Source organism: Roseomonas sp. WA12, from assembly GCF_054165765.1.
The window spans coordinates 2,375,714-2,392,013 of the sequence record NZ_CM135108.1 but is presented as its reverse complement, the minus strand read 5'-3'; the positions used below and the strand labels follow the sequence as shown (position 1 = coordinate 2,392,013).

Annotated in this window: 17 protein-coding genes; 9 read left to right on the top strand and 8 right to left on the bottom strand. The window is 68.3% G+C overall.

Translation table 11 applies throughout. The features are described 5' to 3' along the window. Positions 1–73: 73 nt before the first annotated feature. Positions 74–1,078 (top strand): SDR family oxidoreductase, encoded by a 1,005-nt coding sequence (locus ACVBD7_RS11430; protein WP_458097606.1) that lies wholly within the window; start codon positions 74–76, stop codon positions 1,076–1,078. 59 nt (positions 1,079–1,137) lie between these two features. Here ACVBD7_RS11430 and ACVBD7_RS11425 read toward each other — a convergent pair whose 3' ends face one another. From ACVBD7_RS11425 to ACVBD7_RS11415, 3 genes are all read right to left on the bottom strand, one after another. Next, positions 1,138–1,734 (bottom strand): c-type cytochrome, encoded by a 597-nt coding sequence (locus ACVBD7_RS11425; protein ID WP_458097605.1) that lies wholly within the window; start codon positions 1,732–1,734, stop codon positions 1,138–1,140. A 20-nt stretch (positions 1,735–1,754) separates the two neighbouring features. Continuing rightward, the gene (locus ACVBD7_RS11420; RefSeq protein ID WP_458097604.1) at positions 1,755–2,987 is read right to left on the bottom strand and encodes a PQQ-dependent sugar dehydrogenase; all 1,233 of its coding nucleotides are present in this window, start codon (positions 2,985–2,987) and stop codon (positions 1,755–1,757) included. Between the two features lie 109 nt (positions 2,988–3,096). Beyond that, positions 3,097–3,297, bottom strand: coding sequence for a hypothetical protein (locus tag ACVBD7_RS11415; RefSeq protein WP_458097603.1), 201 nt, complete (start codon positions 3,295–3,297; stop codon positions 3,097–3,099). A gap of 271 nt (positions 3,298–3,568) precedes the next feature. Between ACVBD7_RS11415 and rpsD the strand changes: the two genes are divergently transcribed. The 3 genes from rpsD (at position 3,569) to ACVBD7_RS11400 (ending at position 6,294) form a co-directional block, all read left to right on the top strand. Continuing rightward, a complete protein-coding gene (rpsD, locus tag ACVBD7_RS11410) occupies positions 3,569–4,186 on the top strand; it encodes a 30S ribosomal protein S4 (RefSeq protein WP_458097602.1) in 618 nt (205 codons plus the stop codon). 100 nt (positions 4,187–4,286) lie between these two features. After that, positions 4,287–5,063, top strand: a complete 777-nt coding sequence (locus ACVBD7_RS11405) for a hypothetical protein (protein WP_458097601.1) — start codon at positions 4,287–4,289, stop codon at positions 5,061–5,063. Between the two features lie 202 nt (positions 5,064–5,265). Next, complete coding sequence (locus ACVBD7_RS11400) at positions 5,266–6,294, top strand: amino acid ABC transporter substrate-binding protein (protein ID WP_458097600.1); 1,029 nt, start codon at positions 5,266–5,268, stop codon at positions 6,292–6,294. Positions 6,295–6,335: 41 nt separating this feature from the next. Here ACVBD7_RS11400 and ACVBD7_RS11395 read toward each other — a convergent pair whose 3' ends face one another. The 4 genes from ACVBD7_RS11395 to purL are packed head-to-tail and all read right to left on the bottom strand — an operon-like array spanning position 6,336 to position 10,455. Continuing rightward, on the bottom strand, positions 6,336–7,610 hold the full coding sequence (locus tag ACVBD7_RS11395) for an MFS transporter (RefSeq protein WP_458097599.1): 1,275 nt from the start codon (positions 7,608–7,610) through the stop codon (positions 6,336–6,338). Further along, positions 7,607–7,948: a Grx4 family monothiol glutaredoxin gene (gene grxD / locus ACVBD7_RS11390; protein WP_458097598.1), complete on the bottom strand. Its 342-nt coding sequence runs from the start codon at positions 7,946–7,948 to the stop codon at positions 7,607–7,609. The genes ACVBD7_RS11395 and grxD overlap by 4 nt, the downstream gene beginning before the upstream one ends. Before the next feature lie 14 nt (positions 7,949–7,962). Next, complete coding sequence (locus ACVBD7_RS11385; protein ID WP_458097597.1) at positions 7,963–8,196, bottom strand: BolA family protein; 234 nt, start codon at positions 8,194–8,196, stop codon at positions 7,963–7,965. A 15-nt stretch (positions 8,197–8,211) separates the two neighbouring features. After that, positions 8,212–10,455: a phosphoribosylformylglycinamidine synthase subunit PurL gene (purL, locus tag ACVBD7_RS11380; RefSeq protein ID WP_458097596.1), complete on the bottom strand. Its 2,244-nt coding sequence runs from the start codon at positions 10,453–10,455 to the stop codon at positions 8,212–8,214. Positions 10,456–10,525: 70 nt separating this feature from the next. Here purL and ACVBD7_RS11375 point away from each other — a divergent pair, with 70 nt between their 5' ends. After that, complete coding sequence (locus tag ACVBD7_RS11375; RefSeq protein WP_458097595.1) at positions 10,526–10,666, top strand: hypothetical protein; 141 nt, start codon at positions 10,526–10,528, stop codon at positions 10,664–10,666. On the opposite strand, the gene ACVBD7_RS11370 is transcribed toward ACVBD7_RS11375, so the two are convergent. Further along, positions 10,663–11,268 (bottom strand): transposase, encoded by a 606-nt coding sequence (locus ACVBD7_RS11370; RefSeq protein ID WP_458097594.1) that lies wholly within the window; start codon positions 11,266–11,268, stop codon positions 10,663–10,665. The genes ACVBD7_RS11375 and ACVBD7_RS11370 overlap by 4 nt on opposite strands. Before the next feature lie 114 nt (positions 11,269–11,382). On the opposite strand from ACVBD7_RS11370, the gene ACVBD7_RS11365 reads away from it, so the two are divergent. The 4 genes from ACVBD7_RS11365 (at position 11,383) to ACVBD7_RS11350 (ending at position 16,125) form a co-directional block, all read left to right on the top strand. Next, a complete protein-coding gene (locus tag ACVBD7_RS11365) occupies positions 11,383–11,973 on the top strand; it encodes a hypothetical protein (RefSeq protein WP_458097593.1) in 591 nt (196 codons plus the stop codon). A gap of 570 nt (positions 11,974–12,543) precedes the next feature. Next, positions 12,544–13,581: an amino acid ABC transporter substrate-binding protein gene (locus ACVBD7_RS11360; RefSeq protein ID WP_458097592.1), complete on the top strand. Its 1,038-nt coding sequence runs from the start codon at positions 12,544–12,546 to the stop codon at positions 13,579–13,581. Positions 13,582–13,751: 170 nt separating this feature from the next. Then, positions 13,752–14,765: an SDR family NAD(P)-dependent oxidoreductase gene (locus tag ACVBD7_RS11355; RefSeq protein ID WP_458097591.1), complete on the top strand. Its 1,014-nt coding sequence runs from the start codon at positions 13,752–13,754 to the stop codon at positions 14,763–14,765. Positions 14,766–15,027: 262 nt separating this feature from the next. Next, entirely contained in the window at positions 15,028–16,125 is a 1,098-nt protein-coding gene (locus tag ACVBD7_RS11350) for a calcium-binding protein (protein ID WP_458097590.1), read from the top strand. Positions 16,126–16,300 lie beyond the last annotated feature (175 nt).

Sequence of the window (16,300 nt, the reverse complement as noted above, 5' to 3'; positions counted from 1 at the left end):
CTTGCCGCCCCGGGCCCGTTCTCCTGCCGCGCGGCCGCTCTGGCCCGCGAAACGGGATTGAGGATGAGTGGACATGGACACGGAGGACAGCGCGATGTCCCGGCGCGGGATCGTCGGCGTGGCGGCGGGTGCCGGCATGGCCGTTGCGGCCGCAGCAGCCCCCGCAGCAGCCCAGGCCCCCGCCGCCACCGGCCCGGCACCGAGGCCTGACCCGCGGAACCGCTACCCCCGCCCGCCCTTCCAGGAGCAGACGCAGCCCTTCCCGGGCCTGGCCGGGCGCATGGATCCCCGGCCCGATCATGGCGAGACCAGCTACCGCGGCTCGGGTCGCCTGGCCGGCCGCAAGGCGCTGATCACGGGCGGGGATTCCGGCATGGGCCGCGCTGCCGCCATCGCCTTCGCACGCGAGGGCGCCGATGTGGCCATCTCCTACCTGCCCGACGAGGAGCCGGACGCGCGCGAGGTGATCGACCTGATCAAGCGCGAGGGCCGCACCGCATTGGCCCTGCCCGGCGATATCCGGGACGAGGCGCATTGCCGCCAGATGGTTGCCTCCGCCGTGCAGGGGCTCGGGGGGCTGGACATCGTGGTCAACAACGCCAGCCGCCAGCAGCAGCGCGCCAGCCTGGAGGAGATCTCCTCCGAGGACTTCGACGCCACCATGAAAACCAACGTCTACGCGATGTTCTGGATCACGAAGGCCGCGCTGCCGCACCTGCAGCCGGGCTCCACCATCATCCAGACCACCTCCGAGCAGGCCTACGACCCCTCCGCCAACCTGGTGGATTATGCGCTGACCAAAGCGGCGGAGATGAACTTCACCAAGTCCCTGGCGAAGCAGCTCGGCCCCAAGGGCATCCGCGTCAACGGCGTGGCGCCCGGCCCCATCTGGACCCCGCTCCAGGTCTCTGGCGGCGCGACGATGGAGAAGCTGAAAAGCTTCGGCGGCGACACCCCGCTCGGCCGCCCGGGGCAGCCTGTCGAGCTCGCCTCCATCTACGTCCAGCTCGCGGCGGCGGATGCAAGCTACGCGACGGGGCAGATCTACGGCGCGGCCGGCGGCAGCGGCCAGCCTTGAGAGCGAAGTAATCAAGGCAAGGGCGCGGGCTTCCGGAAGGAGGCCCGCCCCGGCCGGCCCTACCGCTGCGACACGTAATGCGCGATCGCGTCCAGATCCGCGTCTCGCAGCCCCTGAACCGCAGCGTTCATCTGCGTGTCCGTCCCGTGCCGGACATCGTCGCGATAGGCTCGCAACGTCGCCGCCAGGAAGTCCTCGCGCTGCCCGGCGATGCGCGGCACCTGCGCCTGCCCGGTAAGCGCCGGCACATGGCATACGCCGCAGCGCAGCCGGTTCGCCAGCGCCGCACCCGTGTTGTAGAGGCCCACATTCCGACGCGCGCGATCAGGCGGCACCGCATGGGGGAGGGAGGCGAAATAGGCCCCCAGATCCTCAACCTGCTGGTCCGTCAGTCCTTCGGAGGCCGCCATCATCGGCGGCACGTCGCGCAGTCCCTCGCGGAACAGCACGAGCTGCAACGCCACGAACTCCCGCTGCTGCCCCGCCAGCGACGGGATCGACGCCGTGGCCGAAACCCCGCGCTCTCCGTGGCAGGCCCCGCAGTTGCGCTCCGCGGCCACCGCCGCGCCACGCGCCACCGCCGGGTCCTGCGCGCCCGCCTGAGCGAGCGCAGCGCCGGAGGCAAGAAAGGCTGGCGCAAGAAGCGCCAGCCCCATTATCCAGTTCCGCAAGCCGATCACCGCCCGTAGGAGATGCGGTAGATCGCGCCGTTATGCTCGTCCGAGACAAGCATCGACCCGTCAGGCATCACCATCACATCCGTCGGCCGCCCCTTGAAGGAGTTGTCGCCGCTGTCGAGCAGCCCGGTCATGAAGGGCTCCACCGTCCCCTGCGACCCGTCCTCGTTCAGCCGCACCGAGACCACGTCGAAGCCGCTCTTCGCGTCGCGGTTCCATGACCCGTGGCGCGCGACGAAGGCACGCCCGCGAAAGGCCTCAGGAAAGGCGGTGCCGTTATAGAAACGCATCCCCAGCGGCGCCGTGTGCGGGCCGAGCAGCGCGACCGGCGCCGGGAACTCCGAGCAGCGGCGCCCGGTATGGCCGGGATCCTGCCAGGCCGCGCCGGAGCAGTAGGGAAAGCCATGATGCTCACCCGCGCGGGACAGGCGGTGCAGCGTGTCCTCGGGCGTGTCGTTGTTCACCCAGTCGCGCGCGTTGTTGCTGGCGTAGAGCACATTCGTCCCCGGCCGCCAGTCGAAGCCCACGGAGTTGCGCACGCCGTGGCCGACGATCTCGCGCCCCGTGCCGTCGGGGTTGTAGCGGACGATCAGCGCGTGCCGGTTCTCATCGAAGGTGCAGGTGTTACAGGGCACGCCGATATTCATGTACAGCTTGCCGTCCGGCCCGAAGGCCGCGAACTTCCAGCCGTGATGCGCCTCGGTCGGCAGCGCGAAGGCCTGGGTCAGCTCCACCGGTTCGGCATTCGGGTTCTGCGCGATGTTGTCGTAGCGCAGCACGCGGTTGATCGCGATCACGTAGAGCGAGCCGTCGCGAACCGCGACGCCGTTCGGATTGTCCAGCCGCTGCGCCAGCACCCGCGGCGTGCGCGTGCCGCCCTCGTCCTTGATCGCGTAGACGCGCCCGATCGCGCGCGTCCCGACATAGACGGTGCCGTCCTCGCCGCGCGCCATCATCCGCGCACCCGGCATGCCCGAGGCCCAGAGCTCCGCCCGGAACCCCTCGGGCAGGCGAATGGCATCGACAGGGATGCGATCCACGGGCGTCGCCGTCAGGCGCGGTGCGTGCGGGGCAAGGGGGGAATTGGCCTGGTCCGCACTGCGGCCCTGCGCCCAGGAGGGCGGCGCGGCCGGCGCGCCCGGGGCCGCCGGCGTCTGGGCCAGGGCGGGCAGGGCGACGGAGAGGGAAATTGCGCCGGCAAGAACCGCGCGCCACGAGGGATGGAATGTCATGACGTTCTCCGCTCCGGCGCTTGGTCGCGCCGTTCGCCATGGAGGCTAGGTCATGAACCTTCCGTAAGACAATGCCCGGCTTGGAAATCCGAGGCGGGCGCGGCTCGGTTCAGCCCCGCCCCTCGGCCTCCATCCGCTTATGCGCCCGACGGCCCAACACCTTGCCGATCCACCCCGCCACCGGCGCGGCAGGCAGCACCAGCAGCCAGCCGGCATGTGCCCCCTGGGTCACCATCCCCAGCCCGATGCCGAGCATCAGCCCGCCCACCAGGCTTCCCATGACCCCGGCGGTGAGGCCGAGCAGGAGCATCTCTTCGCGCAATCCCATGCGCCGGGGGTTACGGGCCGCCAACGGCTTTGACAAGCGCCGGGTTTGACAACCACCCCACCGATCGCCTATGCGCGCCCCTCTTCCCGGGAACGTGGACGTGCCCAGGGGCTTTGGCCCCTTCAGCGGCGCGCGCCCGCCCCGGTCCCCGCAGTTCCGCGGGGGCCGACGGACTACCGGGACAACACCACGGGCACCCGCCACACCGCGAATGCGGGGGCACAGCCCGGACGAGCATTGAAGGAGCCGGCGCATGACCAAGCGCGCGGAAAGCAAGTACAAGATCAATCGCCGCCTCGGCGTGAACCTGTGGGGCCGCGCCAAGTCCCCGATCGCCAAGCGCGAGTACGGCCCCGGCCAGCACGGCCAGCGCCGCAAGAACAAGCCCACCGACTTCGGCATCCAGCTGATGGCCAAGCAGAAGCTCAAGGGCTACTACGGCAACATCGGCGAGAAGCAGTTCCGCAAGTACTATGACGAGGCCGTGCGCCGTAAGGGCGACACCTCCGAGAACCTGATCGAGCTGCTCGAGCGCCGGCTGGACTGCGTGATCTACCGCATGAAGTTCGCGGTCACCCCCTTCGCCGCGCGCCAGTTCGTCAACCACGGTCATGTCACCGTGAACGGCAAGCGCGTGAACATCCCCTCCTATCTCGTCAAGGACAACGACGTGATCGAGGTGAAGGAGAAGTCGAAGGGCCTCACCGCCGTGCTCGATGCCGCCCAGTCCGGCGAGCGCGACGTGCCCGAGTACATCCAGGTGGACCATCGCCAGATGAAGGGTGCCTTCATGCGCGCCCCGAAGCTGTCGGACGTGCCCTACCCCGTGCAGATGGAACCGAACCTGGTCGTCGAGTTCTACTCGCGCTGAACCAACGGTCTCACTGAGGCGTTGCCCGGACGGCCGGAGGGAACCACCCTCCGGCCGTTCCTGTTTCCGGGCCAAGCCAAAAAGGGGGATCCCGCCGATCATGCCGCAGGACCAGCTCCGCCGCCTCCTCTGCCTCATCCTGCCCTGGGTGCAGATCGCAACGGCCTTTCTCCCGGCGCTCGGCTTCGGCACCTCCATGGCCGCCGTCTCCGCCGCCACCCGCACCCCCGTGGTGCCCGCCGGCTACGCCTTTTCCATCTGGGGCGTGATCTTCGCCCTCAGCGCCGCCTACGGCATTTGGCAGATCCTGCCCGCCAACCGTGACAGCGCGCTCGCCCGCCGCACCGGCTGGCCGCTGGCCGGCAGCTTCGCGGCCAACACCATCTGGCAGGTCACCTCCCAGCTCACCGGTTCGGTCGGCTTCGGTCTCTTCATCATCATCATGGCCAGTCTCGCCTGCGCACTCGCGGCCCTGTTCATGGCCCGCAACACCCCTGATCCTGGCATCGGCGCCCGCTGGATCACCATCCCGCTCACGGGCCTGCTCGCGGGCTGGCTGACCGCCGCCAGCTTCGTGAACCTCTCCAGCGCTGCTCGCCAGGCCGGCATGCTGCCTGAGCACGGCCTGGGCGCCGCTCTCGCCGCCGTCGTTATCCTCTTCGCCGCGGGCGGCGCCGCCGCCGCCGTCACATGGCTGCTCCGGCGCAACGCCGCCTGGTTTGCCGTCGCCATCGCCTGGGCCTTTATCGGCGTCGTTGCCGCCAATCTCGGCATCAATCAGGTGAACATCCCCGCCGCTCTCACCGCCGCCGTGATGCTCGCCCTCGTCACTGCCGTCGCCTGGCAGCGCCGCCACCCGGAGCCGGCCGCCGTTTGAACGAGCCGGCTCCCGGGAGGCAACCCCTCCAAGGAGCCGCCCGCACACTGCCCACCGGCGCAATCCTGTGCAGGCCGGACCTCTCCTGCCTCCGCCTTGCGCGCTCGCCCGTCCCGGCGCGCCAATCCCCTGATTTCGCCGTGTTGACTTGCCGGCCCGCCGCTTCGCACGCTTCCCCAACGAATCAGGGAAGGCTTCAACAATGATGAAACGCGCAATCCTCGCGACGGTCGCCGCCGCCGCGGCGCTCCTCTCGGCCGCCGCTCCGGCCCGGGCTGGCGCGACGCTCGATGCCATCCGCGCCCGAGGCCAGCTCCACTGCGGCATCCACAACGGCATCGCCGGCTTTGCCAGCCCTGATGCGCGCGGCGTCTGGCAGGGCTTCGACGTCGATTTCTGCCGCGGCCTCGCGGTTGCTCTGTTCAACGATCCGAACAAGGTGCGCTTCACCCCGCTCAGCTCGTCCACGCGCTTCACCGCCCTCTCCTCGGGCGAGATCGATGTGCTCTTCCGCACGAGCACCGAGACGATGCTGCGCGATGTCGGCCTCGGCGTCCGCGCCATGACGCCGAACTTCTATGATGGCCACGGCTTCATGGTCCGTGCCAACGCCAACATCACCAAGGCGTCCGAGATGAGCGGCGCCACGGTCTGCCTCGTCCAGGGGACCACGAACGAGCAGGTGACGGCCGAGTACTTCCGCACCAACAACATGCGCCTGAACCCCGTGCTGTTCGAGCGCACCGATCAGGCCGCCGGCGCCCTGCAGGCCGGTCGCTGCGACGCCTTCGGCACCGACGCCTCCCAGCTCGCCGCCATCCGCTCCTCCATGCCCAACCCGAACGAGTGGAAGATCCTCGACGAGCGCTTCTCGAAGGAGCCCTACGGCCCCTATATCCGCCGCGGCGACGACGAGTGGCACGACGTGGTGCGCTGGTACGTGAACGCGGTGATCCAGGCCGAGGAGAGCGGCGTCACCTCCCAGAACGTGGACGAGGTGAAGCGCACCACCACCAACCCCGACACGCGCCGGCTTTTGGGCGTGACGCCGGAGCTCGGCCAGTCGCTCAAGCTTGATCCGAATTGGGTGGTGAACATCGTGAAGGCGATCGGCAATTACGGCGAGATCTATGAGCGCCACATGGGACCGCGCAGCCAAGTTGGGCTCGCCCGCGGTGCGAACGAATTGTGGACGCGCGGCGGCCTGCTCTACGCCCTGCCGATGCGCTGATCCGAGCGGGCGCGGAGATCGGTGATGTCCGCGCCCACCCCTTATCCGCCTCGCCGCAGCCGCGGCAGAACGAGAAGGGCGACCAGCAGCAACTGCCCGGCGGCGAGGAGCTGCGGCAGCAGCCAGCTGCCGGTGAGCGTGACCAGTGCCGCGAAGATCGCGGGCGGGATGAGATAGCCGAGGAAGCAGAGGGTAGTTGACCCCGCGGTGGCCTCGGCAATGCGGCCCGGAGGGGAAAGGCGCGCGATCTCGGCCTGGTAGATGCCGTTCCAGCTCGCCACCAGCGATCCCGAGAGCAGTCCGAGGAAAAGGGTGGGCAGGAATCCGAGCGGCGGGAGCAGCACGAAGAGCGTGACGGCCGCCGCTCCGCCCAGGCCCTGGCCGACGAGGTTCATTGCGGCGTTGTCCGTGCGGTCCGCGATCCAGCCGAGGGCGATGCGGGCGAGCACGCCACCGGCCTGCATGGCCGCAAAGACAGCGCCGGCCTGGACAAGGTCGAGGTGCCGCGTTTCCGTCAGCCAGGTGACGGCGAAGGCGAAGAAGCAGCCCTGCACGGTGGCGAGCGAGCAGGCCAGCCAGGTGAGCGGCGCCAGCAACGGGTGCAGGCGGAGTGCGGCGAAAGGGCCGGTGAGGTTACCTCGGCCGAGCAGGGCGCGGAGGTGCACCGCGCGGCCGGGCTCGCGCTCCACGTCCAACGAGCGGCGGCTGGGCTGGATGATGGCGGCGGCGAGCAGGGCGATGCCGATGGCGAGGGCCAGGGCGGCGGGCCAGCCCCAGAGGGCGCCGACGGGGGCGATGAGCAGGCCCGCGAAGACGCCGCCGAGCGGGGCGCCGGCCTGCTTGATGGAGAAGATGAGGGAGCGGTGCCGCGGCGGGGCAGTGGCGGCGAGGATGCGGCTGCCGGCAGGCGGCGTGGGGCCGTAGCCGATGCCGACGAGGAAGGCGGCCAGTCCCAGGGCGAGCACGCCGCCGAGGGAGGCGGTGGCGAGGCCGAGGGCTGCGAGCAGCGCGCCGCCCTGGAGGGTGCGGACGGGACCGAGGCGGGCGAGGATGGGGCTGCCCAGGACGAGGAAGACGAGGCTTCCCAGCGTGCCCAAGGCGGAGAGGTGGCCGGCGGCCTCGGGGGGCAGACCGGCGCTGCCGGTGAGCAGCGGAGCCAGAACGGGGACGCACTGGGTGAGGAAGGCCGCCACCGTCTGCATCAGCAGGGTGACGGAAAGGGCGACCTTCCAGGAGGCGGCCTCGAGCCCTTTCGGACCTTTGGCGGGTGGGGCGGGCCCGGGACCCTGTTCGGGGGCGGGCCCGCCGTCCCTCACGCGGCTTGCGTGTGGGGGATGCCGGCCTCGGTCAGGAGGATGCCGAGCTCACCGGACTGGAACATCTCGGTGATGATGTCGCAGCCGCCCACGAACTCGCCCTTCACGTAGAGCTGGGGGATGGTCGGCCAATTGGAGAAGGTCTTGATGCCCTCGCGGATCTCGGGATCCGCCAGCACGTTCACGCCGTGGAACGGCACGCCCATGTGGGAGAGAATCTGGACCACGCGGGCGGAGAAGCCGCACTGCGGGAAGACCGGGGTACCCTTCATGAAGAGGGTGACCGGGTTGGTCTCGATCTCGGAGCGGATCTGCTGGGTGGCGGCGGTGTCGGACATCGGTGTCGCTTCCTTCACTCGGGGGCTGAGGTTTGGAGGGCCAGCGCGTGGAGCTCGCCGCCCATGCGGCCCTGCAGGGCGGCGTAGACGAGCTGGTGCTGGCGGACGCGGGAGAGGCCCTTGAAGGCCTGGGAGATGACGGTGGCGGCGTAGTGGTCTCCGTCGCCGGCCAGGTCCTCGATCCGGACCTGGGCGTCGGGGAGGGCGGCGCGGATCAGGGCCTCGATCTCGGCGGCGGGCATCGCCATCGGCTTTGGTTCCTCTCAGGCGTCGGCCATGAGGGCGGGGAGGGTGCCCTCATGCGCGGCGCGCAGGTCTTCCAGGGATATGGCGGGGTGACCCGGCACAGCCAAGGCCCCGGTGGTGCCGGCGACGCGGGCGATGCGCATGGCGGGGATGCCGGCTTCCTTGGCCGCCGCGAGCAGGGCCGGGGCGTCGGGGGTGGCGCAGAGGTAACGGGCCTGGTCCTCGCCGAACCAGAAGGCGTGGGCGGGGGTGCCTGACGGGGCGGGCTCGATGGTCAGGCCGAGGTTGGCGGCGAGGGCCATCTCGGTCAGGGCGATCAGGAGGCCGCCATCGGCGAGGTCGTGGCAGGCGGTGATGGCGCCGGCGAGGATCTTTTCGCGGACGAAGTCGCCGTGCTTGCGCTCGGCGGCGAGGTCGATGGGCGGGGGGGCGCCTTCTTCGCGGCCGGCGATCTCGCGCAGCCAGAGGGACTGGCCGAGATGGCCTGACGTGGTGCCGAGGAGGATGATTTCCTGGCCGGGCCTGGGGGCGATGCCGGTGGCCTTGGCGGCATCCTCGATCACGCCGACGCCGCCGATGGCGGGGGTGGGGAGGATGGCCTGGGGGTGATCCACCCCGCGCGTCTCGTTGTAGAGGCTGACATTGCCTGAGACGACGGGGTAGTCGAGCGCGGTGCAGGCGGCGGCCATGCCGCGGATGCAGGCGGCGAACTGGCCCATGATCTCCGGGCGCTCGGGGTTGCCGAAGTTCATGTTGTCGGTGATCGCCAGCGGCTTTGCGCCTGTGGCGGTGATGTTGCGCCAGGTTTCCACGACGGCTTGCGCGCCGCCGGTTTCGGGGTCTGCGGCGCAGTAGCGGGGGGTGACGTCGGTGGTCATCGCCAGGGCGCGGGGGCTGTCCTCGAGCCGGACGATGGCGGCGTCGGCGGCGCCGGGGCGGCGGACGGTCTGGCCGCCGACGGTGCTGTCATACTGGTCCCAGATCCAGCGGCGGGAGCAGAGGTCCGGGCTCGCGATCAGGGTTTTCAGGGCGGCGGGGATGCCGACGGGGTCTGCGATCGTCGCTGCGTCCAGCGTGGGTTGCTTGGGGGTTTCCACCGTGGGGCGGCGGTAGAGGGGGGCCTGGGATTCGAGGGGGGCGAGGGGGATGTCGGCTTCGAGGATGCCGTGGTGGCGGAGGGTGATGTGGCCGGTATCGGTGATGTGGCCGATCACCGCGAAATCCAGTTCCCATTTGTGGAAGATGGCTTCGGCGACGTGTTCCTCACCGGGCTTGAGGACGATGAGCATGCGCTCCTGGCTTTCGCTCAGCATCATCTCATAGGCGGTCATGCCGGTTTCGCGCTGGGGGACGGCGTCCATGTTCAGCTCGATGCCGACGCCGCCCTTGCCGGCCATTTCCACGCTGGAGCTGGTGAGGCCGGCGGCGCCCATGTCCTGGATGGCGACGATGGCGTCGGTGGCCATGAGTTCCAGGCAGGCTTCGATGAGGAGCTTTTCGGCGAAGGGGTCGCCGATCTGGACGGTGGGGCGCTTTTCCTCGGCGTCCTCGGAGAATTCGGCGGAGGCCATGGTGGCGCCGTGGATGCCGTCCCGGCCGGTCTTGCTGCCGACGTACACCACCGGGTTGCCGATGCCGGCGGCGGCGCTGAGGAAGATGCGGTCCTGCCGGGCGATGCCGACCGTCATCGCGTTGACGAGGGGGTTGCCGTTGTAGGCGGGGTGGAAGTTGACCTCTCCGCCGACGGTGGGGACGCCGACGCAGTTGCCGTAGCCGCCGATGCCGCGGACGACGCCATCCACGATGGACTTCGTGCGGGGGTGGTCCACGGCGCCGAAGCGCAGCGCGTTGAGGTTGGCGATGGGGCGGGCGCCCATGGTGAAGACATCGCGCAGGATGCCGCCGACGCCGGTGGCGGCGCCCTGGTAGGGCTCGATGAAGCTCGGGTGGTTGTGGGATTCCATCTTGAAGATGGCGGCCAGGCCATCGCCGATATCGATGACGCCGGCGTTCTCGCCCGGGCCGTGGATGACCCAGGGGGCCTTGGTGGGGAGTTCCTTCAGCCAGACGCGGCTGGATTTGTAGGAGCAGTGCTCGCTCCACATCACCGAGAAGATGCCGAGTTCCGTCAGCGACGGGGTGCGGCCGAGGATGGTGAGGACGCGGTCGAACTCGTCGCCCTTCAGGCCGAAATCCTTGGCGAGGCTGCGGGCCTTCGCTTCGTCGAGGAGGGCGGCGGGGGTTTCGGCGGCAATCGGCATGGACGGGTTTTGGGCAGGGGGGGGCTGCTTGTCGAGGGGGCTTTCCGGGGTGGGGGTGGGCGGTTGTTGCATGGGTGGGGTTACGCGGGACGCGCGGGAGCGTGGGTGGGGCGGGACAACGCTGCGCGTTGCCCTGGTGGTGGTCTCGGCAGTGCGGGTGGGCGACGACGCTGCGCGTCCCGCTGGCGACGATGCGGAGCATCGCGCTTAGGGCCGTCCCAGGCGGACGGTGCGGGGGATGCGGGCGCGGCCCTCGGCGGCTTTGAAGAGGTGTTTGAGGGCGCGGAGGTAGTCGGTTCTGGCCGCGCGGGCGGCCGGGGTTGTGGGGATTTTTAAGGGGATGGGGAGGGCGGCGAGGCTTTGGGACAAATCGGGGTCCGGCAGGAGCCAGGGCGGGCCGGGGAGGGCGGAGCGGAGGCCGATTCGGCGGATGAGGACGAGGAAGGGCATGCCGAGCAGGCGGTGGGCGCGGCGGCAGGCGCGGACGATCAGGTGTTCGATGGTGTGGAGGGGGTGGTTGGGGGCGGCGTCGGCGAGGGCGATGAGAAGGCGTTCCCATAGGCCGGCGCGGGTGAGGCGGCGGTAGTGGCGGGCGATGGTGGGCCAGGTGGCGCCGTTCTGAGGGGCTTCGCGCCAGGGGGCGTGGGTGGCGGTGGTTTGGAAGATGGAGTCCATTCGGGCCCGTAGATCGGGGATTCTGCGGCCGGCCGGGGAGCGGGGGAGGATGTAGGGGAGGAGGGCGTGGAACTGGAGGTCGGTGAGGGGGGACCAGGGGCGGGAGGGGGTTAGGCAGGGGGGGTGGGGAAGGGGCATGAGTGAACTGCAGCATAGACTCACGCGATAGTCAAGTATTCCTATACGATGTGCTTTGTGGCTTCTGGTGGGGTCGGTACTGTTCCGGGCCAGAGTTTGAGGGAGCAAACTAATATGTCTTGGGGCTTGGTAAGACATCGGGCGCAAGAGTGTCTGGAGCGGGCCAAACGGCTTCTTTGCGCCGGCGATGAAGCCTCCGTCAGGTACGCCTGCTTAGAACTGAGGTTTGCGATCGAGTACGTCTGTTACCAGCACCTGTATTCTTATCTGGAAGAAATGCCGGACGACGCTGTTCGCAAATGGCCTCCTAGACAAGTTATTGCCGAGATGCTTTCGGTGGATCCCAACGCGGAAAAAACTGCTACATACACGATTTCGGAAGAAGGCGAGGCAGGAAAGGCGATACAAGAGCAGTTTTTTGTCGGCGAGGATCGAAGATTTAGCCTGAAGTGGGCGCACTCCTTCCATAATGCTTTAGGTAATTTTCTTCATGCGTCGACTATTCACCAGATTGAGAGTGGGGCAGAAGCAACGCTTGATAAGATGAAAACTAAAGCAGATGAGGTGGTGCTTGTTCTTGAGGAGGCGCTTTCCCCAGCGACCATCTCAGCTAACTTCGGGGTGTTTCACACGTTTGACTGTGATTGTGGACGCCATATCAAACGCAGAGTCGGGAGTTTCGCGGACGGGATCACTTGTCCATAGTGCCGAGCGATCTACGACCTAGTTGACGAGGCAGATGTAGAAGGTGGACAAAAAACTCTTCTAAAGAAAAGGCAAATTAAGATCGCCTGTCCAGTTTGCCGAGAGGAGAACTACGTCGGCGCTCACGTCATAGGTGCCGGCACTAAAATAAAATTTTCCTGCGGACACAGGCTTGTATTTGTTCTCGGCATCGCAGCGCAGGAAGAGCAGGTTGAGTAAGCGATGTATACACCTAAGAAGAGCCTTTCTGCTTCAGCGCAGATGAAACCGTCTGAAAGCTGGCCTTCCTGCATCAGAACAAGGCCGCGGACGGGCATGAGAGCCGGTTCTCCAAGTTTATGAAGCGCTGAGGGCCGCGCGGGCCAGCGCGGCCCGACGTTTTCGGCCGGAAAAAGATGGGGGTCCGGGGGAATTCCTTCTCCCGGGCTTTTGCTGTCCGCGCTGCCCGGGACGCCATTGGCAAAGCGGTTGCAAGGGTTGGTCGCGGGTCGGTAGCGTTGGCGGGAGGCCGGGGACGCGGCCGGGGGGCGACCGGTCGCACGCATCCAACCTTTGCGGGGTGCGGCAGCGATGACACAGGCGGTTTGGGGTGCGCTGGGGCGCGTGGTGGCCGGGGCGGTACTGGCCGCCGGGCTGGCGGGTGGCGCGGTGGCGCAGCCGGCGGCGGATACGATGGGGGCCATCCGGGCGCGCGGGGCGGTGTTGTGCGGGGTGGCCGGGTCGACGCCGGGGTTCAGCGCGCCGGACAGCCAGGGGGTGATGCGGGGGTTGGATGCGGATGGGTGCCGCATCGTGGCCGCCGCGATCCTGGGGGATGCGGGCAAGGTTCGGTTCATCAACACGACGGCGACGAACCGGTTCACGGCCTTGCAGTCCGGCGAGGTCGATATGCTGGTGCGGAACACGACCTGGACGTTAGGGCGCGAGGCGGCGCTGGGGTTGGAGTTCGCCAGCATCAATTTCTATGACGGCACCGGGTTCATGGTGAAAACGGCGTCCGGCGTGACCTCCGTGCGGGGGTTGGATGGGGCGACGGTTTGCGTGCAGCCGGGGTCCACGACGGAGTTGAACCTGACGGATTACTTCCGGGTTCATTCCATGCGGTTCACGCCGTTGGTGATCGAGAACCTGGAGGAGTTGCGGGCGGCGTTCATCGCGGGGCGGTGCGATGCCTTCACGACGGATGCGAGTTCGCTGGCGTCCTTCCGGGCGACGCAGGGGGCGAATGCGGGGCAGTACCTGCTGCTGCCGGAGATCATCTCGAAGGAGCCGTTGGGAACGATGGTGCGGAAGGGGGACTGGAAGTTCTTCGACATCGTGCGCTGGGCGCATTTCGCGCAGCTGACGGCGGAGGAGCTGGGGATCAGCAGCAAGAATCTCGAGAGTTTTCGGGCGAGTGCCAATCCGGAGGTGCAGCGGTTCATGGGAGTGACGGGGGATCTCGGGCGGTCGCTGGGGGTGCAGCCGGATTGGGCGGTGCAGATCGTTCGGCAGGTCGGGAATTTCGCGGAGATGTGGGACCGGAGCATCACGCCGCTGGGGGTGCAGCGGGGGATCAACAATCTCTGGACAAAGGGTGGGCTGCAGTACGCGCCGCCGATGCGGTGAGGGTTTTAGGGGCTGCGCCTGGGCGTGGGGGGCGGGGCTCGGGGCAACGGCTTTCCGGGCCCCTTGCTTTTGTGGAGGTGTGTTGCGGCGGCTGGAACGATTGGGGCCCTGCGGGGTTCTTCGGGGGTGGCGTCCGGTGCGGCTGGGCGTGGGTGTCGGAGGGCGTGCCGGTGTTTCCTTTCCATCTTCTTCCTGTGGTGGCGGTGGCGGCGGTCGGGGCACTGGTGAGCGGGTGTTCGGCGCCGTCCGAATTGGGCGCGCGGGACCGGTCGGTGGTGTCGGGGCGGACCTATGTGGTGACCGGGGCATCCAGCGGGTTCGGGCGCGGGGTGGCAGAGCGGCTGGGCGGGTATGGCGCGAATGTCGTGCTGGCGGCGCGGCGCGGGGCGGTGCTGGAGGAGGTGGCGGCGCAGGTGCGCGCAAATGGCGGGCAGGCGCTGGTGGTGCCCACCGATGTGAGCGATGCGGCGGCGGTGGAGCGGCTGGCGCAGGCGGCGCTGGACGGGTTCGGGGCGATCGATGTCTGGATCAACGATGCGGCGGTGGCGTCGATCGGGCGGTTCGAGGAGATCCCGATCGCCGATCATGCGCGGATGGTGGATGTGAATCTGAAGGGGGTGATTTACGGCTCCCACGTCGCGCTGCGGCAGTTCCGGCGGCAGGGGCATGGGGTGCTGGTGAACATCTCCTCGGTCGAGGGGAGTGTGCCGCTGGCCTATCACGCGACCTATGCGGCGACGAAGCACGCGCTGCTGGGGCTGGACGGGGCGATCCGCGAGGAGTTGCGGCTGGGTGGGTTGGACCGGATGATCCGGGTCGCCACGATTCAGCCCTGGGCTGTGGATACGCCGTACTGGGTGCATGCGGGGAGCTATACGGGGCGGCTGCCGCAAGCCGGGTTGCTGGACGATCCGCGCGAGGTTGTGGACGCGATCGTCTGGAATTCCGTGCATCCGGATGGGCCTTACGCCGTGGGGTGGAAGGCGCGGGCGGCGGTGCTGGGGGACCGGATCTCGCCTGCCATTGCGGAGCGGATTGCGGGGGCGTTCGTCGAGCGGACGCAGATGGAACAGGCGCCGCCTGGGCCGATCACCTCGGGCAACCTGCATCGGCCGATTGCGGAGGGGACGGGGGTGAGTGGCGGGCTGCGGGAGCGGATGCGGGCGCAGCGTGGAGAGCGGTAGGGGGCGGTTGCGGCATCTGGCTTGCGACGGGACGCCAGCAGGCTTTAGGGAGTAATGGCGCAAGCTGGTTAAGCGGGATTGCTTTGGCTTTACTGCTTTAACCCAGGTCAGTTCTCGCGCGTATTTTCATGCTGTTGGATGTTAATAAGTATCCTTGTCTTCGGCCAGGACGGACCAACCCTGTTCCGAAGCTGGGCGCACATGTGCCGAGCCGTCCCAAACGTGTTCGCGGAACACAACAAAGAACGGAGTGGCCAGGACCATGGCGAATATCTTCGGCAGTGCATTATCCGACAACCTGCCCGGAACGGACGGTGCCGATATCATCGACGCGGGTGCGGGTGACGACATCGTCTTCGGTCTGCTCGGCGACGATCAGATCTTCGGTGGAGACGGGTTCGACCGGATCGATGCCCAGGGCGGGAACGACGCGATCTCGGGGGGCGCCGGGATCGACTATGTAGCGGCCGGCCTCGGGAATGACGTGGTCCATGGTGATGCCGGCGACGACCAGCTCATCGGCGAAGCGGGCGACGATCAGATCTTCGGCGACGACGGCAACGACTATGCGGCGGGCAATCCCGGCAACGACGTGATGGCCGGCGGGGCGGGCAACGACTTCTTCGTTGGCGAGGCCGGGGCCGATACGGTGAACGGCAACGAGGGCGATGATTTCCTGACGGGCGGCGATGACGATGACCTCGTCTCCGGCGACCAGGGGCGCGACTTTGTCGACGGCGATCTTGGGAACGACAGGCTGTTCGGCGGCGAGGGGGACGACGTTCTTGTCGGCGACTTCGGCGATGATGTGATGAACGGCAATGCCGGCAACGACATCCTCGAGGGCGGGCCGGGCAGCGACACAGCGGCCTTCGACTTCGCTTTCACCGGCACGGGGATCTCCGCGCTTGGCGTGCGCGCGGTGATCGCCGGTGCGGATGGCGTGGACACGGTGACGAATGTGGAGCGGTTCCAGTTCTCCGACGTGGTGATCAACACCGGGGACGGGAACAGCCTGGTCGACGACCTGTTCTACGCGGTTCAGAGCCCCGACGTCCTCTTTGCCGGAATCGACGCGGAGCAGCACTATGGGGTGTTCGGTTGGCGCGAGGGGCGCGATCCCAACGCGCTGTTCGATACCTCGGCCTATCTGGCGACGAATGCGGATGTGGCGGCGGCGGGGATCAATCCGCTTGAGCACTACAACGCCTTCGGCTGGCGGGAAGGGCGTGATCCCTCGGCCGCGTTCGACAGCAGCGCCTATCTCGCGACCTACACGGATGTGGCTGCGGCCGGGGTGAACCCGTTGGAGCACTTCCTGCAGTTCGGCGTGGTCGAGGGGCGGTCTCCGCTCGGTTAAAGCGGCATTGCTGGCGCCGGAGCGGCCCCGGGGCGTTCGCATGGAAGGCGAGCCGGGGATGCTCCGGCGATGGCGCGGCACCGCGGATACGGTACCGCGCCGTTGCTCACCGCCGGGTGGCGTGGGCGGCTTCCAGTCCGGCCGATGCGGGCCGGGGTGAAGAGAGTCGCATCTT